The organism is Saccharothrix saharensis, assembly GCF_006716745.1.
Classification (GTDB): Bacteria; Actinomycetota; Actinomycetes; order Mycobacteriales; family Pseudonocardiaceae; genus Actinosynnema; species Actinosynnema saharense.
In genome coordinates this window covers 3,221,221-3,243,891 of sequence record NZ_VFPP01000001.1, presented here as the reverse complement: position 1 = coordinate 3,243,891, position 22,671 = coordinate 3,221,221, and the positions used below count along the sequence as shown (strand labels likewise).

Annotated in this window: 19 protein-coding genes and 1 riboswitch; of the genes, 6 read left to right on the top strand and 13 right to left on the bottom strand. The window is 72.4% G+C overall.

Annotated features, from left to right (window positions below; translation table 11 throughout):
- Nucleotides 1-110 precede the first annotated feature (110 nt).
- Nucleotides 111-482 carry a hypothetical protein gene (locus tag FHX81_RS13575; RefSeq protein WP_141978422.1) on the top strand — a complete coding sequence of 124 codons (372 nt, stop codon included), beginning with the start codon at nt 111-113 and terminating at the stop codon, nt 480-482.
- 30 nt (nt 483-512) lie between these two features.
- On the opposite strand, the gene FHX81_RS13570 is transcribed toward FHX81_RS13575, so the two are convergent.
- Nucleotides 513-1,757, bottom strand: coding sequence for a hypothetical protein (locus FHX81_RS13570; RefSeq protein ID WP_141978420.1), 1,245 nt, complete (start codon nt 1,755-1,757; stop codon nt 513-515).
- A gap of 437 nt (nt 1,758-2,194) precedes the next feature.
- Here FHX81_RS13570 and FHX81_RS13565 point away from each other — a divergent pair, with 437 nt between their 5' ends.
- Entirely contained in the window at nt 2,195-2,698 is a 504-nt protein-coding gene (locus FHX81_RS13565; RefSeq protein ID WP_123743506.1) for a DUF3145 domain-containing protein, read from the top strand.
- Between the two features lie 124 nt (nt 2,699-2,822).
- On the opposite strand, the gene FHX81_RS13560 is transcribed toward FHX81_RS13565, so the two are convergent.
- From FHX81_RS13560 to lanKC, 4 genes are all read right to left on the bottom strand, one after another.
- Nucleotides 2,823-4,571 carry an ABC transporter ATP-binding protein gene (locus tag FHX81_RS13560; RefSeq protein ID WP_141978418.1) on the bottom strand — a complete coding sequence of 583 codons (1,749 nt, stop codon included), beginning with the start codon at nt 4,569-4,571 and terminating at the stop codon, nt 2,823-2,825.
- Nucleotides 4,571-6,163, bottom strand: a complete 1,593-nt coding sequence (locus FHX81_RS13555; protein WP_141978416.1) for an ABC transporter ATP-binding protein — start codon at nt 6,161-6,163, stop codon at nt 4,571-4,573. The genes FHX81_RS13560 and FHX81_RS13555 overlap by 1 nt, the downstream gene beginning before the upstream one ends.
- A 160-nt stretch (nt 6,164-6,323) precedes the next feature.
- Nucleotides 6,324-6,485 (bottom strand): SapB/AmfS family lanthipeptide, encoded by a 162-nt coding sequence (locus FHX81_RS13550; RefSeq protein WP_141978414.1) that lies wholly within the window; start codon nt 6,483-6,485, stop codon nt 6,324-6,326.
- Between the two features lie 38 nt (nt 6,486-6,523).
- Nucleotides 6,524-9,055, bottom strand: coding sequence for a class III lanthionine synthetase LanKC (lanKC, locus tag FHX81_RS13545; protein WP_141978412.1), 2,532 nt, complete (start codon nt 9,053-9,055; stop codon nt 6,524-6,526).
- A 500-nt stretch (nt 9,056-9,555) separates the two neighbouring features.
- On the opposite strand from lanKC, the gene FHX81_RS13540 reads away from it, so the two are divergent.
- Entirely contained in the window at nt 9,556-10,134 is a 579-nt protein-coding gene (locus FHX81_RS13540) for a hypothetical protein (protein WP_141978410.1), read from the top strand.
- Nucleotides 10,135-10,253: 119 nt separating this feature from the next.
- Here the strand turns inward: FHX81_RS13540 and FHX81_RS13535 are convergent, their stop codons facing one another.
- From FHX81_RS13535 to FHX81_RS13510, 6 genes are all read right to left on the bottom strand, one after another.
- A complete protein-coding gene (locus FHX81_RS13535; RefSeq protein WP_141978408.1) occupies nt 10,254-11,681 on the bottom strand; it encodes an acyl-CoA carboxylase subunit beta in 1,428 nt (475 codons plus the stop codon).
- A gap of 30 nt (nt 11,682-11,711) precedes the next feature.
- Entirely contained in the window at nt 11,712-12,947 is a 1,236-nt protein-coding gene (locus tag FHX81_RS13530; protein WP_141978406.1) for a beta-ketoacyl-[acyl-carrier-protein] synthase family protein, read from the bottom strand.
- Nucleotides 12,944-13,183, bottom strand: coding sequence for an acyl carrier protein (locus FHX81_RS13525; protein ID WP_053720023.1), 240 nt, complete (start codon nt 13,181-13,183; stop codon nt 12,944-12,946). The genes FHX81_RS13530 and FHX81_RS13525 overlap by 4 nt, the downstream gene beginning before the upstream one ends.
- Nucleotides 13,184-13,244: 61 nt before the next feature.
- On the bottom strand, nt 13,245-14,222 hold the full coding sequence (locus tag FHX81_RS13520) for a beta-ketoacyl-ACP synthase III (RefSeq protein ID WP_141978404.1): 978 nt from the start codon (nt 14,220-14,222) through the stop codon (nt 13,245-13,247).
- Nucleotides 14,219-15,169 (bottom strand): ACP S-malonyltransferase, encoded by a 951-nt coding sequence (locus tag FHX81_RS13515; RefSeq protein WP_141983921.1) that lies wholly within the window; start codon nt 15,167-15,169, stop codon nt 14,219-14,221. The genes FHX81_RS13520 and FHX81_RS13515 overlap by 4 nt, the downstream gene beginning before the upstream one ends.
- A 172-nt stretch (nt 15,170-15,341) precedes the next feature.
- Nucleotides 15,342-16,517, bottom strand: coding sequence for a PucR family transcriptional regulator (locus FHX81_RS13510; protein ID WP_141978402.1), 1,176 nt, complete (start codon nt 16,515-16,517; stop codon nt 15,342-15,344).
- A gap of 128 nt (nt 16,518-16,645) precedes the next feature.
- Between FHX81_RS13510 and FHX81_RS13505 the strand changes: the two genes are divergently transcribed.
- Both FHX81_RS13505 and FHX81_RS13500 read left to right on the top strand, forming a co-directional pair.
- Nucleotides 16,646-18,145 (top strand): alpha/beta hydrolase, encoded by a 1,500-nt coding sequence (locus tag FHX81_RS13505; RefSeq protein ID WP_141978400.1) that lies wholly within the window; start codon nt 16,646-16,648, stop codon nt 18,143-18,145.
- Between the two features lie 215 nt (nt 18,146-18,360).
- Nucleotides 18,361-19,179, top strand: a complete 819-nt coding sequence (locus FHX81_RS13500) for a mechanosensitive ion channel family protein (RefSeq protein WP_141978398.1) — start codon at nt 18,361-18,363, stop codon at nt 19,177-19,179.
- Between the two features lie 72 nt (nt 19,180-19,251).
- Here FHX81_RS13500 and FHX81_RS13495 read toward each other — a convergent pair whose 3' ends face one another.
- Nucleotides 19,252-20,499, bottom strand: coding sequence for a phytase (locus tag FHX81_RS13495; protein ID WP_246107797.1), 1,248 nt, complete (start codon nt 20,497-20,499; stop codon nt 19,252-19,254).
- Between the two features lie 143 nt (nt 20,500-20,642).
- Nucleotides 20,643-20,766: riboswitch (FMN riboswitch) on the top strand.
- Between the two features lie 49 nt (nt 20,767-20,815).
- On the opposite strand from FHX81_RS13495, the gene pnuC reads away from it, so the two are divergent.
- Nucleotides 20,816-21,448 (top strand): nicotinamide riboside transporter PnuC, encoded by a 633-nt coding sequence (gene pnuC, locus FHX81_RS13490; RefSeq protein ID WP_141978396.1) that lies wholly within the window; start codon nt 20,816-20,818, stop codon nt 21,446-21,448.
- Here the strand turns inward: pnuC and FHX81_RS13485 are convergent.
- A complete protein-coding gene (locus tag FHX81_RS13485) occupies nt 21,445-22,671 on the bottom strand; it encodes an extracellular solute-binding protein (protein ID WP_141978394.1) in 1,227 nt (408 codons plus the stop codon). The genes pnuC and FHX81_RS13485 overlap by 4 nt on opposite strands.

Genomic DNA, 22,671 nt, shown 5'->3' with positions numbered 1-22,671 from the left:
TACACGGGTGTCACCGGATCGTGCACACTTTCCGCCGAGTGCCGTATCCCCGGTGGGGCCATAAAGACTCTTAACCTCAAAATGCGGCTTCAGCTCATTACACTGCTCGCGTGACCAGGGGAACCGTGGCTCTCGCGATCGGCGCGGTGCTGTGGTGCGCCTACGTGATCGTGTCCACGTTCCTGCCGGGCGGGCCTTCCTGGCCACCGGTCGCGGTGCACCTGCCGGGGTTCCTGGTCGTGCCGGTCGTGCTGCACACGCTGTTCCGCGCGCGCTCCAACGCGTTGTTCTGCCTGGCGCACGTCCCGAAACCGGTGCTGTTCACCGGGTTCGCCGTCGCGGTGGGCGGCTGGTTGTTCTCCTTCGGCGCGATCGCGGGCAAGCCGGGCACGGAGACGTTGTGCGCGGTGGCCGGGCTGGTGATCGTGCTGCACGTGGCCTTCGGGTTGATCGGCGTCGGCCTCGTGCGCACGGGGTACTGACGCACGGGGTACTGAGAGGCGCTGCCGCTCCTACTGCTGCGAGGCGGGTAGCCGGACCGCCTGCTCGGTGAGCCCGGCCAGCGTCGGGTCGGCCGGGTCCTGGTCGCCCTCGACCCACACCACCTGCGTGATGCGCACCTGCGCGCCCTTCGTCGACACGGTGATGGCGGACCGGTCGAACGTGGACGGACCGCCCGGCCACGCGCGGCCCTCCTCGACCAGCGGGGTGATGCCGCCCGCGCCCGCCACCGACGCGATGGCGTGCAGCTCGGCCGCCCGGGTCGCGTCGGGCAGGCTCAGCTCCGCGACGGCCACACCGGCCCTGCGACCGTCCACTGTGGTCTCGTACTGGGCGCGCCGCAGCTGCATGCACACGTGCTGGGACAGCCACCCCCGCACGTCCCCGAACGCGTGGCCCGCGCAGTCGTCGGTCCGGTCCGCGCCGCGCGGTGTGAAGTTCCGGCCGTCCACGACGACGGTGGTCGGCTGCGGGGTCGTGGTGGAGGTCGAGCTGTCGGCCGTGTCGCCCGGCGACAGCGAGATGATCAGCGCGACGACCAGCAGCACCGCGACGACCACGCCGCCCACGTAGGGCAGCACCTGGCGCTTCGTCGGCGCCGGCGTCACCTTCGGCAGCAGCATCGTGCTCGCCGACGCGAGGTCGGCCGCCGCGTCGGAGAAGCCCTCGGCGAGCAGGAGCTGGCGGGCGGGCGGCGTGCCGGTGGGCGCGAGCACGGCGATCAGCTTGGCCGCGTGCCCGGTCGAGCAGGGCCGGTCGCTGGTGGCCAGCTCGCGGGCGGCGGCGAGGAGGGTCGTCGGCTTCGGGTGCAGGACGCGCACGCCCCGGTTGAGGTCCACGGTCGGCTGCACGACCTGGCTGACGTAGGGGCCGACCGCGACGACGGTGGTCACCGGCAGCGGCTCGCCGCGCATGTCCTGGATGCGGCGGGCGACGGCGGTGGAGGCGTCGAGGGCCTCGGCGGCAGGGTTGGTCGCGCCGTCCGGGCGGGTCAGCGGCCAGCCGTCGATCTTCCACGGCCCGTTGAGCGGCGCCTCCAGCCGCATCGCCGGGTCGGGCAGGTCCACGCCGACCACCACGAGCACGCCGCGGGGCAGCACGATGACCGCGTCGAGGTCGCGGGGGCTGTCGGGTGGGCGCACGCCGAGCAGCGCGACACCGCCGAGCACGGCGTCGCCGTTGCCCCAGGTGCTCAACGCGGCGCGCACGTCGGCGCCCACCGCGGAGGGCTCGGTCCCGAGTCGGATCAGCCGCACGGGATCGCCACACGGTCGTCGCACGGTTCGGCGTTCCACACGGTCGGACACGGTAGCGCCGCGCGACCCCGACCTGCCGGGCGCATCGCGGGAGAAGGCGGTGCGTGACTCCCATCACCTGAACGGACGTGAGTCGTCGGTGGGTTGCCGGTCGAAGTCGAGTGATCACGGTGAAGACGAGGTGAAGCGCAAGATCACGTGAACGTGTCGGGGTGATCTCGGAAAGTGACCTCGCGGTGCGGTGTCGGGCTGGGAGGTCACGGATTTCGGGGTCGAAAGTCCTGTATCTGACCCGGGTGGGTGAGGAACGGGATGGTTCTTATGGCGGACTGCTGCCGCAGCGGGCAGAATGACCAAGTCGGGAATTCACAAGATCGTCCGCGTCCATCGAGAGGTCGTAGGGGAAGACGTCCCTCGTCGAGTAGCGGAGGTCAGCTGTGAGCACCCGTGGCAGCAGCAGTGGCGTGGTCTACGTCCACTCGTCGCCGTCTGCGGTCTGTCCGCACGTCGAGTGGGCGATCTCGGGCACCCTCGGTGAGCGAGCGGACCTCAAGTGGGCGGCGCAACCCGCGGCGCCAGGTCAGTTGCGCGCCGAATGCAACTGGACCGGCGACGCCGGCACCGGTGCCAGACTCGTGTCCGCGCTCCGGGCGTGGCCGATGCTCAGGTTCGAGGTGACGGAAGACCCGAGTCCGGGCGTGGACGGCGTGAGGTACTGCTTCGCGCCCGTGCTGGGGTTGTGGCACGCGCGTACCAGCGCGAACGGCGACATCGTCGTGTCGGAGGACCAGCTCCGGGCGTTGGCGGCGCGCAGCAGGGGTGGTGAGTCGTTCGCGCACGGCGTGGACGAGATCCTCGGCGCGGCTTGGGACGACGCCCTGGAACCGTTCCGGCGGGCGGGTGACGGCGCACCGGTCACCTGGCTGCACCGCGTGGGCTGACCAGCCCTCCCCCCCTCCCGCGCGTGTCGAACGCTCAGGTCCCGAGTGTCGAACGCTCAGGTCCCGAGAGTCCTACGTCCGGGACCCCCGAGTTCAACGTTCAGGCGGGCGGCCCCGACCCATGTCACATCGAGCCTCGTGGGCTGGTGGCGGGTCCGACGGGCGCGGGGGAGGGGGCGGTGGGGGTGGGTGGTTGTTGCCAGGCGGCCATCAGGTCGCGGTAGAGGGGGGAGGTGGTGAGGAGGTCCTGGTGGCGGCCAAGGAGGGGTGGGCCTCCGTCCATGAGGAGGACTCGGTCGGCTCGCAGTGCGGAGGAGAGTCGGTGGGCGATGACGATCAGGGTGCCGTTGCGGGCGGCGAAGGCTTGTTCCACGACGGCTTCGGCGGCGGGGTCCAGGGCGGAGGTGGCCTCGTCCAGGACCACGATCTCGGCCGGTGAGGTGTAGACGCGGGCGGCGGTGAGGAGTTGGGCCTCGCCGGCGGAGAGGCCGGCGGCGGAGTGGCCGATGGTGCCGGAGAGACCGCCCAGTTTGGTGAGCAGGTCGGAGGCGCCCACGGCGGCGGCGGCTCGGAGCAGGGTGGCGTCGGAGGCGTCCGGGGCGAAGAGGGACAGGTTCTCGCGGACGGTGCCCGTGAAGAGGTAGGTCTCCTGGGGGACCAGGGCGATGCGGTGGTGGCGGTGGTCGGGCGCGACGGAGCGGACCGGGGTGCCGCCGAGGAGGATCTCGCCGGACCGCGGGTCGACCAGGCCGGTGATCAAGCCGGCCAGGGTGGACTTGCCGATGCCGCTGGGGCCCACGACGGCCAGGTGGGAGCCCGCTGGGAGGGTCAGGTCCAGGTTGCGGACGACCGGTTCGGCGGTGGGGCTCCAGCCGAACGTGACGGCACGCAGTTCGAGGTCGGTGCCGGTGGGCGTGGCGTCGCCGTCGGGTTCGCGGATCGGTGGTGCGGCTTCGGCCAGCCGGCGGAGGGCGACCACGAGGCGCAGCACGACGGTGCTGGTGGTGTCCGCGAGGCGGCGCAGCGCGGGTTGGACGCTGGTGCTCAGGTAGACCACGGCACCGAGGACCTCGCCGACGGTCAACGTGCCCGCCCGCACCATGCCGGGGGCGATGAGCAGCAACAGCACCAGCGGGGCGAAGCCGCCCAGGGCGATGACGACGCCGCGCAGCGCGGTGGCGAACGCCATCCTGACGGTGGCCGAGGCCTGGTGGTCGACCTCGATCATGACGTCACGCACGGCGTGGTCGGTGCCGCCCACGGCGGTGACGTCGCGGACGCCCAGGAACACCGTGCCGGCGACGGAGGCGGCTTGTTCGTCGGCCAGCACGAGGCGGCGCTGGCCGCGTGCGAGCGACGGCAGGAGGAGGCCGAACAGGATCAGCGCGGCCACCACGGGCAGGATCACCAGCCACGCCAAGGAGGAAACCGTGGCGGCGAGGCCGACGAGGGCGGCGGTCGTGGTGACGAGCAGGGCCCTGGCTTGCACGAGGACGCCGGCGGTGGCGTCGCGGACGACCTCGACGTGGCGGGTGATCCGGGCGACGGCGCTCGCGTCCGGTTGGCGGGTCTGCGAGCCGGCGTGCAGGACGCCGCGCACGATCTGGCGGACGAGCGCGTCGCGGAGGGGCTCGACCACCGCGCCCAGGCGCATGAAGACCTGGCGCAGGCCGAAGCCGCCGAGGACGGCGACGGCGGCGAAGAGCAGGAGCCAGGCCACGCCGGTCCACGGGCGGCCGGCGGCGAAACCCCGGTCCACGGCCAAGCCGACCAACCGGCCCGACAGCAGCGCCGGCACGCCTTCCAGGACCGACCAGCCGAGCAGGACCGCGATGCCGCGCCGCTGGTCGCGCAACGCCCGCAGGTAGGTCATCAGCCGAACACCGCCCGGTACTCGTCGTCGTGCCAGAGGTCGTGGTGCGGTCCGGTCGCGCGCACCCGCCCGTCGTCCAGCCAGACGACGAAGTCGGCGCGACGGGCGGTGGCGGCGCGGTGGGTGACGACCACGCGGGTGCGGCCGGGCAGCGCGGACTCGACCGCGCGTTCCACCGTGGCCTCGGTGACCATGTCGAGGCTGGCGGTGGCGTCGTCGAGCACGAGGATGGCCGGGTCGCGGACGAACGCCCTGGCCAGGCCGAGCCGTTGCGCTTCGCCGCCGGACATCGGCGCGGTGGACATCGGGGTGTCGTAGCCCTCCGGGAGCCGGACGACCACGTCGTGCACCTGGGCGGCGCGGCAGGCCGCTTCGACGTCGGTCCGGGGCAGTGCGGTGCCGTAGCGGACGGCGTCGGCGACGGTCGTGCCCACCAGGGCGGGACGTTCGAACGCGTAGCCGACGGAGCCGCCGCGGCGCACCTCGCCCGACGACGGCCGCACCAGTCCGCCGATGACCGAGGCCAGCGCCGACTTGCCCGCGCCGGAACGGCCCACCACCGCGACGAACGCCCCGGCGGGCACGGTCAGGTCGACGTCGTGCAGCGCGTCCGGCACGGTCACGCCGGTCAGCTCGATCCGGCCCCGGTCGGTGTAGCCGGGCGCGGCCTGTGCGGGCAGGGGCGTGGTGAGGACTTCTTCCAGTCGGCGAGCGGACGCCCGCGCGCGTTGCAAGGCCGTCAGGAGCGTGGTCTGTCCCACCACGGTCATCCCGAGGGCGACGTAGCCCAGGGCGGCCAGCACGTCGCCGACGCTGAGCCGGCCCGCGACCACGCCGAAGCCGGCGGCGGTCAGGACGGCCAGCTCCACGGCGGGCAGCAGCAGGCCGGCCCGCCAGATCATCCGCGCCTGCGTGCGCCACATGCCGACACCGGCGGCGGTCAGGCGGGGCAACGGGCGCAGGACGCGTTCCGCCTCCTGGTCGGCACGACCGGAGGCGGCGATGGTGCGCAGGCCGCCGACGGCGTCGACCAAGCGCGCGGACAACTCCCCGGACACCTCTTGGTAGGTCGCCACGTCGGCGGCGGTCAAGCGCAGGTGCGAGCGCACCAGCAGCGCGGCCAGCGGCACGCTCAGCAGGAACACCACGGCCAGCCGCCAGTCCAGCAGCGCCAACGCGGTGATCGCGCCGACCGCCGTGACCACCGAGATGCCGAGGTTCACCGCGAGCACCGAGACGCCGCCCGCGATCGCGCTGTCACCGGTCAGCCGGCTCACCGCGTCACCGGCCTCGAACCGCGCCGGGTGGCCCAGCGCGAGCAGGTGGGAGGTCAGCCGTCCGCGCAGCCACGCCGCGCCACGTGCGGTGATCGCCGCCGCCAGCACCACGCCGATCGCGTCACCGAGCACTTCCACGCCCGCGAGCCCGACCAGCCACCACACGGTCGGCGCGTCGAGCCGCCCGTCCAGGGCCATGTCGACGGCGGAGGCCAGCGCGGTCGGCAGGAGCAGCCCGGCGGCGGTGGCGGGCAGCGCGTTCAGCGCCAGCAGCACCCACCGCAGGTCACGCCGGATGACGGTGGACAGCACCACGATCTGGGACTCCTAGGTCTATTGCCGCCCTCCGGCGCATCATGGCCCTGCGAGGTCGCGATGGCCTCGCCGCCGACTGCGCGGCAGCGGCAACCGAAAAGAGAACCGGGTGAGCGGCGCACTTCGACTGCGCCGCTCACCCGGACCGGTGTTGCGAGTGTCAGCAGAGGACCAGGCTGACGGTGGAGTGGCTGCAGGGGAGCAGCAGGGAGGCGTTGGACGCCGTGGTGCTGCCGCCACCGCCGCTGCTGCCGCCGGTCGCCATCGCGTTGGCCTGGGCCTCGGGGGTCTCGAGGTCCTGCAGGTCGAGGATGAAGTCCATCGTGACTCCTCAATTCGGGGGATTGGAAAGGGTTACTGCTACCGGTCCGGAAGGGCCGGGGCTGTGAGGAACGGCAACACGGGTGTGCCGTCCAGGGCGGCGCCGAGCGCCAGCAGCACGCCCGCGCTGCCGGTGTCGACGTCCATGGAGAGCCGACGCAACTGGATGCCGGGGAACGCCAGGCCTTCCTGGTAGGGCACGGCGTGCCAGGACAGGGCGGCCAGGTGCCGGTCGATCGCGTGTCGGGGGCCGTTCGCGTGGGCCAGGGTGGCGAGCAGACCGGCCCGGCCGAGCATCAGCGCCGGTTGGATCACGAACTCGCCGGTCGTGCCGCCGACGAGCTCCGGCAGCCGTTCGACCACCGGCAGGTCCGGCGCGGCCAGGCGGAACTCGTTGAGCACCAGGGCGATGCCCGCGCTGCCGACGCCGACGTAGGGCAGCGTGCGGAAGTTGCCGTCGCGGACCTGCGTCGAGCCGTCCAGCGCGGTCATCGTCTCGGCGAGGTCCCGCTCCAGGGCGCGGGCGCCCAGGTCGAGCCAGCGGCGGTCGTCGGTGTGCTGGAACAGGCGCAGGAACAGCAGCGCCGGTCCCGACCAGCCGTGCTCGAAGCCCGCGCGGGCCTTCGGGCCGGGCGGCTCGGCGTCCGCGAGCGCGGTGCCGAGCCGTTCGCCCAGTTCCAGCGCCTGCGTGGCGTACGTGTCGTCCGCACGGGTGCCGGCGAAGTGCAGCAGGTTCAGGCCGATGCCCGCCAGTCCCGCGCTCAGGCCGTGGTCACGGGTGTCGGGCAGCACCTGGGCGTAGGAGCGGACCAGCTCCTCGGCCAGGTCGTGGTGGCCGAAGTTCTCCAGCACGTGGGCGATGCCGTGCGCGCCGGTGAAGAAGCCGGGCTCCTTCGGCGGCTCGCGGCGCACCGCGTCCAGCAGCCACTGCTCGTGCTCGGGGTAGCGGCCCATGCCGGTCACGTGCAGTGCGTGCAACACGCCCGCCGCGCCGTAGCCGAACCCGGTGCCCCCGACCTCGAACTGCTCGACGTCGCCGGGGAACAGCCGGTCCTCGCGGTGGGGCGTGGCGCTGGCCAGGATGCCCGCCGCGATCGACTTGCGCACCACCTGCCAGTCCGGTTCGGGCACGTCCAGCGCGGTGGTCGTGTGTCCGGCGGGCACGTCACGCCGGGTCAGGACGTCGAGGATCTTCGCGCAGTACTCGTCGGGCAGGCCGAACCGCCGCTGGATGAAGTCCACGTGCGAGCGCAGCTTCGACGGCGCCAGGTCGATCACGGCGTTGAGCGGCAGGAAGACGTAGAGGCGCACGGCGGCCAGCGCGTGCTCGTCGATCTCGAAGCCGGTGCGGTCCGGAGGCGCCTGGAAGCCGGGGGAGCCGAGCGTGGGCTTGCCGTTCTCCTCGACGGCGAACGCCAGCTCGAAGTCGATCAGCGACACCGCGTCGTCGTCGTCCACCAGGATGTTGAGCGGGTGCAGGTCGCAGAACACGACACCGCGCTCGTGCACGGCGTGCACGATCCGCTCGACCTCGGCGACCAGTTCGAGCGCCCGCTGGGTGTAGGCGGTGATCTCCTCGTCGGTGACCTCGTGGTGGGTCAGCGGGTAGTTGTTGCCCAGCCACTGGCCCAGCGGGCGGCCCGACACCCGCGACATGGCGACGAACTCGTGCTCCCACGCGGTGAAGTGCTCGTGCACCTCGGGGACGCCGGGCACGCCGGCCACCTTGCTCAGCATCGCGTGCTCGCGGCGCAACCGGGCCACCGCGTCGACGTTGTCGCGGTCGAGCCCGGCGTGGGGTCTGGCCTCCTTGAGCACGACCGGTCTGTCGTCGGCCTTGCGGACCGCCTCGTACACGCCACCGCCGTTCGAGAAGTGCAGCGACTGCACGACCCGGTACGGGAACGCGTCGGCGTCACCGGTGCGCCGCGCGGCCAGGTGCTCCTCCAGGCACGCCGGCAGCTTCACCCAGTCCGGCACCCAGAACGTCGGCTTGCGCTGGTCGGGCACGAGCGCGCCGTCCGGGCCCTCGATGGCCAGCACGCGCTTGCCGTCCCGCTCCAGCCACTGCTCGACGAAACCGCCGTAGCGGACGAACAGCGGTCCGGCACCGTAGCGGAGGTCGCTGAGGATGTACGCCCCCGAGAAGCCCTTGAGGATCTCCGACAACTCGACGAGCGTCGATTCCAGCTCCGCGTCGTCGGCGGGGTAGATGGTGATGAGCTTCCCGCTGCCTTCACGCGGCGCGTACTTCGAGTTGCGCGCCAGCACGATGGACTGGGTGCGCAGGTATTTGAACGGGATCCGGCGCGCGATCAGGTACTCGTACGACTTCCGCAGCACCTCGCCCGCGTTCAGCACGGTGGCCGAGACGTGCACCTTCCAGCCCTGCTTGGGCAGCACCACGCCGTCCGGGTGGACGTGCCGCCAGATGTTGCGGTCGCCTTGGGTCCAGCCGTCCGGCAACGCGGGGAGCACCTGCGAGAAATCGTCTTCGGCGGTTTCCGCGTGGCTTTGCACGTCGTAGAACAGACGGTCCGCGAAGCAGTAGGCCTCATAGCGGAGGTCCACGGGGTTTTCGCCTCCTTGCGAGTTGGCCGACCGGCATATTCCCGCACGGCAACGGCGGAGAAGCCAATCCACCATTTCGGGGGGTGTTGACGTCCGATCGTGGGATTGAGCAACGCTCGGATTTGCACTGCAGGTGGGTATAAGGCGCCAGAAGTCACCCGATCGCGAGGTTTGGCGACACGCCAGTGCGGATAGCAGTCACTCGACCAGGCTAAACGAAACGCGATCGTTCTTCGTGTTCGAGCGTGCCGACCTGCGCGTTCGGTGATTCACCGCTGTTTTGCGGGAACCGTCACGGACTGTGTCGAAAGAGGTGGTCAGGGCACTGTTCCCCGTTATCGGGGCAGCGGTCACCCGATATCTCGGGCAAAGGTGACGCGCGGCGCGCGGAAGCCATTGTCAGTGGTTATGCCGGGCGGGCCAAACCGCACTCTGCGGGTCCACCGCTGCACCGTCCGGGTGATTACCCGCGCGTACGGCGGCTGTGGCACCCTCCAGGGGTGTCCGCGCGCCTGCTGCTGCCCGCCGTGCTCCTCGTCGCCGCCGCCACGGCGGGGGTGGGCGTGCTGGCCCGCGAGGTCTACCAACGGCCCGCGGTGGCCCAGGGCGACCAGGTCGCCGCGCCGGTCACGGGGTCGTCCGCTTCGGTGCCCCGCAGCGCCCAGCCGGGCAGCGGTGCGGTGCAGCTGAGCGTCGACGCGGCGCAGCACCCCGACGGCCAACGCGTGCGCGAGGTGCTCCAGCAGTTCTTCGACGCCATCAACACCCACGACTACGACGAGTGGACCAAGACCGTGACCGCGCACCGGGTGCAGGGCACGTCGGAGACCGAGTGGCTGGCGGACTACGAGAGCTCGAAGGACGGTTCGATCCTGGTGCACCGGATCGAGTCGGTCACGCCGACCAGGCTGCGGGTGATGATGACGTTCACCAGCACGCAGGACGTCGCGAAGGCACCGGCCGAACTCCAGTCCGACTGCATCCACTGGCGCGTCGTCTACCCGATCCAAGAGGAACGCGGCGCGCTGCGCATCGACTCGTCCCCCGGCGGCTCGACCTCCCGCTTCACCCCCTGCTGACCCGAGTGTCGAACGCTCAGGTCCCGTGAGTCCTACGTTCAGGTCCCCTGAGTTCAACGCTCGGAACACCACGGTGGGGTCGCCCCCCGACCTGGCGACCCCACCGAGAACCCGACCCGCTACAGCGGGATGTTGCCGTGCGCGCCCCGACCCGCCGGGGCCGCCGCGAGCGCCTGCGCCAGCTTGCGCCGCGTCTGCGTCGGCTCGACGACCTCGTCCACCACGCCGATCGCGATCGCCCGCTCCACGCCGCCCGCGATCCGCTCGTGCTCCTCGACGAGCTTCGCGTGCAACGCCTCCCGCTCCTCGTCCGGCACCGCCGCCAGCTTCTTGCGGTGCAGGATGCCGACCGCGGCCTTGGCGCCCATCACGGCCACCTCGGCGATCGGCCACGCGAACACCGCCGTCGCACCCAGCGAACGCGAGTTCATCGCGATGTAGGCGCCGCCGTACGACTTGCGCGTCACCAAGGTCACCCTCGGCACGACGGCCTCGCCGAACGCGTGCAGCAGCTTCGCGCCCCGCCGCACCACGCCGTCCCACTCCTGACCGACGCCCGGCAGGTACCCCGGCACGTCCACCAGCACGAGCAGCGGCACGCCGAACGCGTCGCACATCCGCACGAACCGCGCCGCCTTCTCCGCCGACAGCGAGTCCAGGCACCCGCCCTTGCGGATCGGGTTGTTCGCGATCACGCCCACCGTGCGCCCACCGAGCCGGCCGAGGCCGACCACGATGTTCGGCGCCCACTTCGCCTGCAGCTCCTCGAACGCGTCCTCGTCCAGGATCGCCCGCACCAGCGGCTTGACGTCGTAGGCCCGCTGCGGCTGCTCCGGCAGCAACGCCCGCAGGTCGTCGCCGTCGGGCACCGAGTGCAGGTCGAACACGCCGGGCTGGGCGAACAGCCCGGTGATCCGCCGCGCCCGCTGGTAGGCGTCGGGCTCGTCGTCCGCGATCACGTGCACGACACCGGACTTGCGCCCGTGCGCCTCCGCGCCGCCCAGGCCGTCCATGTCGATCTGCTCGCCGGTCACCGACCGCACGACGTCCGGCCCGGTCACGAAGACCTTGCCGGCCGGAGCCATGATCACCACGTCGGTCAGCGCCGGGCCGTACGCACCGCCGCCCGCCGCCGGGCCGACCACCACGGAGATCTGCGGCACCCGGCCGGACGCCCGGATCATCGCGGCGAACATCTGGCCCATGCCGTCCAGGGACTCCACGCCCTCCGGCAGCCGCGCGCCGCCGGAGTGCCAGACGCCGATCACCGGTGTGCGCTCGCGCACCGCGGTGTCGATCGCCTCCACGATGTGCCTGCACCCCTCGGAACCGAGCGCACCGCCCATCCGCGTGGCGTCGCTGCAGTAGGCGACGACCTTCGCGCCGTTGATCCGGCCGCGCACGGCGAACATGCCGCTGCCGTCACGGGATCGCAACGGCGCGATGGACCCGGGGTCGAGCAGTTGCGCGAGCCGGACCTCCGGGTCGCGCGGATCGGTGTCGCCGTCCGCACCCGGGTTCGCCGGTCGGGACGCAAGGGCAGTCATCGCGAAAGGCTCCTCGTGAGACGAATGACGTCAGGCCTGGGTGAAGACGAGCGAGACGTTGTGGCCGCCGAACCCGAACGAGTTGTTCACCGCGGCGACCAGGTCGATCTTGCGCGGCTCGCCGGTGACGACCTCCAGCTGCACCTTCGGGTCCTGGTTCTCCAGGTTCAGCGTCGGCGGCACGATGCCGTCGCGGACCGACAGCAGCGTGGTGATCGCCTCCACCGCGCCCGAGGCGCCGAGCAGGTGGCCGTGGTTGCCCTTCGGCGCGGTCAGCACCGGGTGGTCGCCGATCGCGCGGCGCACGGCCTGCGGCTCGATCACGTCGCCCACCGGGGTGGACGTGGCGTGGCAGTTGACGTGGCCGACGTCGGCCGGGTCGACGCCCGCGACGCGGATCGCCTTCGCGATGGCCCGGGACTGGCCGATGCCCTCCGGGTCCGCCGCGGTGATGTGGTGGCCGTCGGAGCTGGTGCCGATGCCCGCGAGCTTGCCGTAGATCCGGGCACCGCGGGCGCGGGCGAAGTCCTCGCGCTCCAGCACCAGGATCCCGGCGCCCTCGCCGAGCACGAAGCCGTCCCGGTTGACGTCGAACGGGCGCGACGCGCGTTCCGGGTCGTCGTTGCGGGTGCTCATGGTCCGGGCCTGGATGAAGCCCGCCATGGTGATGGTGGTGATGCACGCTTCCGCGCCACCGGCCACGACCACGTCCGCCTCGCCGGACTTCAGCATCCGGTACGCCCAGGCCAGCGCCTCGGCGCCGGACGCGCAGGCCGACACCGGCGCGTGCACGCCCGCGCGTGCCTTGAGGTCGAGGCCGACGTGCGCGGCGGGGCCGTTCGGCATGAGCATCGGCACGGTCAGCGGCGAGACCTTGCGCAGGCCGGACGCCTCGATGAGGTCGTCCTGGTCCAGCAGCGTCATCGCGCCGCCGATGCCAGTGCCCACCACGACGCCGAGCCGCTCGGGGTCGACGTCGTCGTCACCGAACCCGGCGTCCGCCCAAGCCTGGCGGGCAGCGACCACCGCGACCTGCTCGCAGCGGTCCAGCCGGCGCGCCTCGACGCGCGGCAGCACCTCGGTCGGCTCGACCGCGAGCGGCGCGCCGATCTTCACCGGCAGTTCGAAGCGCTCCACGAAGTCGGCCGTCAGCGTGCGCACGCCGCTGCGGCCGGTCAGGAGGGCGTCCCAGGTGGAGGCGACATCGCCACCGAGCGGGGTGGTGGCACCCAGCCCGGTGACGACGACGTCGTTGCTACTGGTCATGCGTTGCTGGCGATGTAGTTGACCGCATCGCCCACGGTCTTGAGGTTGGCCAGCTCGTCGTCCGGGATCTTCACGCCGAACTTGTCCTCGGCCTGCACGGCGATCTCCACCATGGACAGCGAGTCGATGTCCAGGTCGTCCACAAAGGACTTGTCAGCCGTCACGTCGGCCGCCTCGACACCGGCGACCTCCTCGACGATCTCGGCGAGCCCCTTCTGGATGTCCTCGTTGCTCACTGAAAATCCCTTCCTTCTTGCTTCGCCGGCTGGGTGGTCCCACCAGAGTCTCGGATTGCGGTCACGGCAGCCGGACGACCTGTCCCGCGTAGGACAGGCCGGCTCCGAAGCCGACGAGCAGCGCCACGTCACCGCTGCGCACCTCTCCCGCCGCGCGCATGTGGTCCAGCGCGAGGGGGATCGAAGCGGACGAGGTGTTGCCGGAGTCCACGATGTCACGAGCGATCACGAGGTCTTCACGCGCACCCTTGGCGCGCAAGCGCTTCGCGATGGCCTCGACGATGCGCAGGTTCGCCTGGTGCGGCACGAAGACGTCCACATCGGACACCTCCAGGCCGGCCAGCTCGATCGCCTTGAGCGCGATCGGCGCGATCTGCGTGGTCGCCCACCGGAAGACCGACTGGCCCTCCTGGAAGATGAACGACTGGCGGTCCCTGACGTGGATCATGTCCACCAGGTCGCCCGCGCTGCCCCACGACACCGGGCCGATGCCCGGCTCGTCGGACGGACCGACGACCGCCGCGCCCGCGCCGTCGGCGAAGATGATCGCGGTGGACCGGTCGTCGCCGTCCACCCAGTCGGTCAGCTTCTCCGCGCCGATGACCAGCACGTGCTTCGCGGTGCCCGCCCGGACCAGGTCGGAGGCGGTGCCGAGGGCGTAGCAGAACCCGGCGCACGCGGCGTTCAGGTCGAACGCGGGCGCGCCCTTGACCCCGATCCGGTCGGCGACCTGGGCGGCCGCGTTGGGGATCTGGGACGGCATGGTGCAGGTGGCCACGATGACCGCGCCGATGTCCGACGGTGCGAGCCCGGCGTCGGCGACGGCCTTGGCGCCCGCCTCGACCGCCATGTCGACCAGCAGCTCGTCCGGCTTGGCCACGCGGCGGTTGGCGATGCCGACCCGGTCGCGGATCCACTCGTCGGAGGTGTCCATGCGCAGGCTCAGGTCGTGGTTGCTCACGATCGTCTCGGGCTGGTAGCTGCCCAGGCCGAGGATGCGGGTGCCGACCGGGCCGGTGGGGACCGAGAAGGTGGTCACTCGGCCACCTCCGCCGGGGCGGCGGTGATCAGGTCGACGACCTGGTCGAGCTGGTCGGGGGTCTTGAGGCCCAAGGTGGGTGTGCCCTTCAGTTCGCGCTTGGCCAGGCCGGTCAACGCGCCCGCGGGCGGCAGTTCGACCACCGCGGTCACGCCGTGGCCGGCGAGGGTTGCCTGGCAGGCGTCCCACCGCACGGGGCGGGTCACCTGGGAGATCAGCCGGCTGAGCACGTCGTCGCCGTCGGAGACCACCGCGCCGTCGGCGTTGGACAGCAGCGGCAGCGCGGCGTCCTTCACCACGATCCCGGCGGCACGGGCGCGCAGCGCGTCCTCGGCGGGCGCCATGAACCGGGTGTGGAACGCGCCCGCGACCTTCAGCGTCCGGATCTTCGCCCGCCCGGGCGGCTGCTCGACCAGTCGCTCCAGCGCGTCCACCGGACCCGCGGCCACGACCTGGCCCGCGCCGTTGCGGTTCGCGCCGACCAGGCCGAGCTCGTCGAGCCGGGCCAGCACCTCGTCCTCCTCGCCGCCGAGCACCGCGGCCATGCCGGTCGGCGTCAACGCGCAGGCGGCGGCCATCTCGGCACCGCGCACGGCGGCGAGCGCCACGGCGTCGTCGGTGCTCAGCACGCCCGCGATGGCGGCGGCGGCCAGCTCGCCGACGGAGTGGCCTGCCACGACGGTGTCGGCGGGCAGCTCGACCCGGCGGCGCAGCTCCTCGTAGGCCAGCAGGGCCAGCGCGACCACCAGCGGCTGCGTGACGGCGGTGTCCTTGATCTCGTCCGCGTCCGCCGTGGTGCCCAGCCGGGCCAGGTCGAGACCGGTCGCCTCGGACCACGCGGCGACGCGCTCGGCGGCCCCCTCGACTTCGAGCCAGGGGGTCAGCATGCCGGGTGTCTGAGACCCCTGTCCGGGGGCGAGGAGCGCGATCACCCGCTCACTGAACACGCTCGCGGCCGGTTCCGGGGATGTCGCCACAGACGAAACCCAGGTCCCAGCGTTGTAGGGTCTCTACAAATGTGACTCGTAGATGAACGTAGAACGACGTCGCGTGTTGTCGATCCCGACCCAAATCGGATATGCGTCGTCCGTCACACCCGGACGGGGGTCGTCCGCTGGGTCACCACAGTCCGCGCGCGCGGGCCAGCCTGCCCACGGAGAGCGCCACCCTCAACACCAGAGCGTCACGGGGGTCGTTGGCGTTGCGCCCGGTGAGCTCGGTGGCCCGCTTGAGCCGGTAGCGGACGGTGTTCGGGTGCACGAACAGCTTCCGCGCGCACGCCTCCAGCACGCCCCCGACTTCCAGGAACGCGTCCACCGTCTCCAGCAGCGAGCCGCCCGCGTCCTCCAGCGGCCGGGCCACCCGGTCCACCAGCTGCCACTCGGCCTCCGGGTCGCCCGCCAGCGCCCGCTCCGGCAGCAGGTCGAGCGACCGCACCGGCCGCGGCGCGGCGGGCCACCCCACCACCGCGCGCAACCCGGACAGCGCGTCACCGGCACTGCGGTGCGCCTCGGCCAGGCTGGTCACCGTCGGGCCGGCCACCACCGCGCCCGGCCCGAACGCGTCGGACATCCGCACCAGCGCCTCGCCCCGCTCCGTCTCCCCGCCCAGCACCACGACCAGCCGGGAGCCCTGCACGCTCAGCAGCACCGGCCGCCCGATCCGGGCCGCCCGGCTGCGCACCTCGAACACCACCGCCGGCGGGTCGTCCGACGGCGGGTTGCCCACCAGCACGGTCGCCTCGGCCGCCGGGTCCCAGCCCAGCGCGGTGGCCCGCGACAGCAACGACTCCTCCGCGTCGCCACGCACGATGCCGTCCACGACCAGCGCCTCCAACCGGGCGTCCCACGCGCCGCGCGCCTCGGCCGCCGCCGCGTAGGACGTGGCCGCGGAGAACGCGATCTCCCGCCCGTACCGCAGCACGCCCTCGGTCAGCAACGCGCGCTCGGCCTCGTTCTCGGCCAGCTTCGGCAGCAACTGCTCGAACAGCTCCAGCGCGATCCGCACCAGCTCGACGGTCTGGCGCAGGCTCACCCACCGCGAGATGTCCTTGGGCGCGGAGCGGAACGCCTCGGCGGTCAACCGGATCGCCTGCTGCGGGTCGTGCAGCCAGGACACGAACCCGGCGACGCCGTTCTGGATCAGCAGCAGCACCCCGGCCCGCTGGTCGGCGGGCATCCGCCGGAACCACGGCAGGCGTTCCTCCATCTCGGCCACGCTCGCCGCGGCCAGGTCGCCCGACGCCCGTTGCAGCGTTCGCAAGGTGGCCCGCGACAACGCGGTTGAGCTGGTCATGGCCCCACGATCGCACGGGCCCGCAGGGCCGACACCAACGAGTGACAACCCCTGACGCTCCGCGCCGATCCCCTTACCGTCGGTTGCGTTCTGACCGGCTCGTTCGGGAGGGTCTAGTGCGCAGGTACATGTCAGTCGCGCTGGCGGTCGGCGCCGTGCTGGCGACGGCGGTCGTCCCGTCGCTCGGAGCGGCGCGCAGCGATCCGCTGGCCGAGTTCCACACGCAGCAGCTCGCCTGGTCGCCGTGCAAGCAGGCGCTCGAGTGCGCCGAACTGGTGCTGCCACTGGACTACGCGCGGCCGTCGGCGGAACGGATATCGCTGGTCATCAGCCGGAAGAAGGCCGCGGAACCGGCACGGCGGCGCGGTATCCTGGTGCTCAACCCCGGCGGGCCGGGCGGCTCGGGCCTGGGCATGCCGACGTTCCTGGCGGGCAGTGAGCTCGCCAAGGTCTACGACCTGATCGGGTTCGACCCGCGCGGCGTCGGCGGCTCGACCGCGCTGACCTGCCGCACGGTACCGGAACTGGCCACGGTCGACACCCGACCGGCTGATTCGGAGTTCCCCAGGTGGGCCGCCGAGGCGCAGGCCGCCGAGGACGCCTGCCACCGCTCGGCGGGCGGCATCCGGCCGTTCATCAGCACCGCCAACACCGCGCGCGACCTCGACGTGGTGCGGGCCGTGCTGGGCGAGGAGAAGCTCAACTACCTGGGCTACTCCTACGGCACGTACCTGGGCGCGGTGTACGGCAGCCTGTTCCCGGGCGGGCTGGACCGCAGCGTGCTCGACTCGGCCGTGCACCCCGAGTGGGTCTGGCGCGAGCAGTTCCGCGCGCAGGCGGTGGCCCACCGGCGCAACGTGGACGCGTGGTCGAACTGGGCCGCCCAGCACCACGACCGGTTCAAGCTGGGCGCGACCCCCGACGCCGTCATGGGGACGGTCGAGTCGGTGGCGACGGCCCTCGCGGCGAAGCCGGTCGGCGACGCGACCCGCACGCGCTTCGACGCGGCCGTCGGCGTCGGCGCGCGCTACCGTCCACTGTGGGCGGACCTCGCGGTGGCCGTGACCCAGCTCCAGTCCGGCGCGCCGTCCACGGCCGGCGCGCTGATGTCCGGCGCGGCGGAGGACGACCTGATCTCCGGCGTGTTCAACACGGTCACGTGCGAGGTCGACTGGCCGACCGACCTGGAGACCTACTACGAGGACATGCGCGTCTTCCGCGACCGCTACCCGTACGGCTTCGGCGTCATGCGCGCGGCTCCGACCACGTGCGCGTTCCGCAGCTTCACCCCGCCGGAGCCCGCCGTGGCGCTCAAGCGCGAGGGCTACCCCGTGGGCGTGATCGTGCAGGCGGAGGGCGACACCCAGACGCAGTACGAGGGCGGCCCGGCCATGGCGGAACGGCTCAGGCACAACCTGGTCACCGTGCGGGACGAGGGCAAGCACGGCCTCTACGGCAGCGGCAACGCGTGCGTGGACCGGGCCGTCAACCGGTACCTGGTCGACGGCATCCTGCCCGCCAGCAGCTCGTACTGCCCCGGCGACCCGCGGCCCGACGTGAACCAGGCGAGCACCCCCGAGCACGTGCGGACCTACCTGGACGGCCGAGGCCTGTCCGCCCGGTCGTAGGCACCGCGGCCCCGACCACCGACGCGAAAACGCCCGGCGCGAGAACCTCGCGCCGGGCGTTTCCCTCTCCCCGGTCCCCACCGGTGACTCCACTCTGGACTGCCGACGCGGGAACCGCCACGTCAGTCACCCTTTCGTGCCACCACTTCAGGTTGCCGGGTGATTCGGGCTGAGAAACGATCCCGGCACAAGCGCAAACGCGAAGGAGGGTCGTCGTGGGTACCCAGATCACCGAAGGACTCGGGCAGGCGTGGACGATGGTGGCCACGTTCGTGCCGAAACTCCTCGGCTTCCTGGTCGTGCTGCTCATCGGGTGGATCATCGCCAAGGCGCTCAGCAAGGCCGTCGGGTTCCTGCTCAAGCGGGTCGGCTTCGACCGGCTCGTGGAGCGGTCCGGGCTGTCCGGCGCGATGGCGAAGTCCCCGATCGACGCCTCCGGGCTCATCGTCAAGCTGGTCTACTACTTCGTGCTGCTGATCGCCCTCCAGCTCGCGTTCGGCGTGTTCGGCACCGGCAACGCGGTGAGCGCCCTGCTCAACGACGTCATCGCGTACCTGCCGCGCATCGCCGTGGCGCTCGTCCTGGTGCTCGTGGCCGCCGCGATCGGCAAGGCACTGCGCGGCCTGGTCACCGGCGCGCTGGGCAACCGGCCGTACACGCGCATGCTGGGCGGCATCACGTACGGCTTCATCGTGGCGCTGGGCGTCATCGCCGCGCTCAACCAGCTCGGCATCGCCGTCGCGGTCACCATGCCGGTGCTGATCACGGTGCTGGCCACGATCGCGGGCGTGATCGTGATCGGCGTCGGCGGCGGCCTGGTCCGGCCGATGCAGCAGCGCTGGGAGGGCTGGCTCAACCGCATCCAGGAGGAGTCCGCGCACATCACGCCCGCGCCCCGGCAGTCGCAGGACACCGTGACGAGCCGGGCGCAGGAGCCGGTGACGGCCGGCACCCGGGCGGCACGGCAGGCGCCGGTGGACCCGCCGACCCCGCCCGCGGGCATGCCGTTGCCGCCGCACACCGAAGGGCGCTGACACCCCTACGACGACCGTCGCGACAGGCCCCCGACCCGGAGCACCGGGCGGGGGCCTGTCGGCGTGCGCGGGTCAGCCCAGCTCGTCCAGCACGTCCGCCCAGCTCACGTACGCGAACCCGGTGGTCGCCAGGTCGCCCGCGGCCGGCGTGCGCTCACCGTCGTGCACCACCAGCAGGCCCTTCGGGTAGGCGGGCCCGAGGTCGGCGGTCACCAGGTGCGCGCCGTCGGAGTGCTCGACCGAGTCGTTGCCCCGGCCGGCGCCCACCACGAACTCGCCGACGTAGCGGTTGCGGCCGGTCCGCTCGTAGGCCACGAACCGCGAGTCACCCTGGCTGGACGCGATCAGGTAGCCGTCGCCGACGGTCAGCCCCTCGGCGTCGGCGGTCAGGTGCCGGCCGCCGAAACCGGGGTCCGCGCCCGACACCGAGCACTCCTCCGTCTCCGGGTCGTAGCTCTGCGGTACCCCGAACGAGCGAACCTTGTCGATCAGCGCGGGCGTGCCGAACCCGGTCGCCCGCAGCGGCACGCGCCAGATGCCGACGTCCTCCTGCGCGGCGTACAGCACGCCGTGCCGGGAGTCGACCACCATGCCCTCCAGCTGCGGCCCTTCGCCCGGCTCGCCGCACGGCGTCCACGTCGTGCCGTCGGGCAGCGGGAACGACGACGGCAGGTCGAGCGTGGACACCACGGCCGTGCCGACCGAGCCGGCCGGACCGGGCGTCACGCGCAGCAGCGCCACCCTGGTCTCGTTGCGCCGGTTCGTCACGACCACCGGCGTGCGGCCGACGAACCCGGCCGCCAGCCCGTACGCGGTGTGCTGGTCGTCCACTTCCTCCTCCGACGAGGAGAACACCGGCCGCGCGCCCGGGTCGGTCACGTCGCGCACGACCGCCGAGCCCGCCGCCGCACCGCGACCGTCGAGCTCGTAGACCCGGACGCGGTCCCGGCCGCGGTCGCTGACGAACGCCAGGTCGCGCGACCGCCCGCCGACCGGCACCCGGCTCAGCACGTCGACGTTGTTGAACCGGCCCGGCTTGGCCTCCGGCGTCGGCGGCGCGGGCGCCGGGTACGTGCCCAGGGTGCGGCCGGTCAGGTCGAACGCGGCCAGGCCGCCTTCCTTCAGCGTGCCGAGCACGACGCTCTGCCGCGCCGATCGCGGGTGCACCCACACCGCCGGGTCGTCGGCGTCGGCGTTGGCCGGGGTCCCGGAGGCGTCGTCGACGAACGCGCGGGTCTGGGTGACCGGCACGACCGCGTCGGGTCCGGGGGAGGAGGCGATGAGCAGCGGCACCACCGCGGCCATGAGCAGGATTCGCATTCGGCGGAAGCTACTGCCCGCCGGTGTACCGGGGCTGAAGTCGAGGTGACCACGAGGACGCGGCTTCTCGGATCGTGCCCGATGTGCGTTCGGTCACCCCAGGAACAGTTCCGCGCGCGATGATGTTCCGACGCGATGAGAGACATGCGCTCCGGGGCTCGGTGGAACTCCGAACCGGCGGTGACAGCCCGCGACCCGCCCGCCAGGGCGGTTGACCCGGTGGAACTCCGGGGCCGACGGTGAAAGTCCGGATGGGAGGCGCGCATGCCGTTGGCCCGCCATGCCCCGGAGACGCCTGTCGGGGATGGAGGACGCGGTGCACGTCTTGATGCAGCAGGGCTTCACGGTGTTCGGGCAGAAGGTCTCCTGGGCCGAGTTCATCGGGCAGGTCTTCGCGCTGGTGGTGGTGTACCTGGCGCAGAAACGCTCGCTCTGGACGTGGCCCGTGCAGCTGGTCTCGGTCACGCTGCTGTTCGTGGTCTACATGTCCGCGCAGCTCGGCGGCACGGCGGCGCGCCAGGTCGTGATCGCGCTGATCACCCTCTACGGCTGGTGGGCGTGGACGCGCCGGCGTGACCCGGTGTTCGGCGTGGTGGTCCGCAAGGGCACCGCGAAGGAGCGCATCGCGGTGGTCGCGGCCTTCCTCCTCGGCACGGTCGCGTTCGCGTCCCTGCTCGACGCCCTGGACGCCTCGTGGGCGCCGTGGCCGGACGCCGCGATCTTCGTCGGCACCGTCCTCGCCTTCACCCTCCAGGGGTTCGGCCTGGTCGAGTTCTGGCTGGTCTGGCTCGTGGTGGACGCGATCGGCGTGCCGCTGCAGATCCAATCCGGCCTGTGGTTCAGCGCCGCCGTCTACACCGTCTTCGCCGTCCTGGTGATCCGCGGCTGGATCGACTGGAACCGGGCCGCCAAGCAGACCACCGGCCGGGTCACGGCGCCGACCTCCTAACGCCCCTCGGCGGCCCGGACGAGGTCGTCCGCGAGTCGGCCCAGCGACTGGTCGACCGAGTCCGGGTTCTCCAGCACGTGGTGCAGGCTCTCCTGCATCACGCCGGTCAGCTCGTCGTAGTGCGGCGAGGGCCGGCGGATCCGGGCGTTGAGCAGGCTGTCCCGCAGCTCGCGCGGGACCAGGCCCGGCTCCTCGTACAGCGCCCGGGTGGTGGGCGCCCACCCGGCGAGCTCGCCCATGCGCCGCTGGTTGTCGTCACGGGTGAGGAACTTGATGAACTCGCGGGCGGTCCGCTGGTGCGCCGAGCACCGCGACACGGCCAGGTTCCACCCGCCCAACGCGCTGGGCCACGGCAGCGCGACCCGTCCCCACTCGCCGACCACCTTCGACACCTCGGTCTCCAGCACCGGTCCGGCGTACGGCCAGTTGCGCATGAACAGCGCCCGGTCGGACCGGAACGCCTCCAGCGAGCCGTTCTCGTCGTAGTCGCGGGCCTCGCTCGGGATCCAGCCCTGCGCGAAGCCGTCGGCGAGGGCTTGCACGCCCGCTTTCGTCTCGGCGGCGTCCAGGCGCTCCAGGTCGCCGCCGTGCGCCCACACGGCCTCGGCCGCGTTGACGATCAGGCCCTCGTAGCGCCGGAACTGGCCGACGAAGCCCTGCAGGCCGTGCTTCGGCGCGATCCCGATCGCCTGCCGCCGCATCTCCTCCCACGTGGTCGGCGGGGCGACCCCTTCCTCCTCGAGCACGTCCTTGCGGTAGTAGAGCAACCCGGCGTCGCTGCGCCAGGGGACCGCCCACAGCGTGCGGCCGTCCGGGGACCTGGCCGCGTTCACCGCCTCCGGCAGCATCCGGTCGACGCCGAACTCGGCCGGGTCCAGCGGCTCCAGGTGACCGGCCGCGGCGAACGGCACGGTCCACACCATGTCCACGGCCATCACGTCGTAGCAGTCCGGGCTGCCCCGCCCGCCCCGCAAGTCCTGGCCGCGCGCGGTCAACTGGGCGCGGTGGGCGTCGGTCGACGTCGGCATCTCCACGAACACCACCTGCTCGCGCCTGCTGGCCTGCTCGTTCCAGCGGTCGACCAGCTCGCGGACCCGGCCGTGCGCGGTGGTGTCGAGGCCGTCCACGAAGGTGATCGGCCCGGTGCCGTCCGCCGCGTCGTCCCGGACCGGGGTCGTGCAGGCCGCCAGCAGCACCACCAGCGGCACGAGAACGCGGATCAC

Excerpts from the sequence above, each read along its gene's own strand:
- FHX81_RS13560 (WP_141978418.1), bottom strand. The coding sequence starts at position 4,571 with ATGACCTACCTGCGGGCGTTGCGCGACCAGCGGCGCGGCATCGCGGTC.
- FHX81_RS13550 (WP_141978414.1), bottom strand. The coding sequence starts at position 6,485 with ATGGACTTCATCCTCGACCTGCAGGACCTCGAGACCCCCGAGGCCCAG.
- FHX81_RS13535 (WP_141978408.1), bottom strand. The coding sequence starts at position 11,681 with ATGACTGCCCTTGCGTCCCGACCGGCGAACCCGGGTGCGGACGGCGAC.
- FHX81_RS13530 (WP_141978406.1), bottom strand. The coding sequence starts at position 12,947 with ATGACCAGTAGCAACGACGTCGTCGTCACCGGGCTGGGTGCCACCACC.
- FHX81_RS13510 (WP_141978402.1), bottom strand. The coding sequence starts at position 16,517 with ATGACCAGCTCAACCGCGTTGTCGCGGGCCACCTTGCGAACGCTGCAA.
- FHX81_RS13505 (WP_141978400.1), top strand. The coding sequence starts at position 16,646 with ATGTCAGTCGCGCTGGCGGTCGGCGCCGTGCTGGCGACGGCGGTCGTC.
- FHX81_RS13495 (WP_246107797.1), bottom strand. The coding sequence starts at position 20,499 with ATGCGAATCCTGCTCATGGCCGCGGTGGTGCCGCTGCTCATCGCCTCC.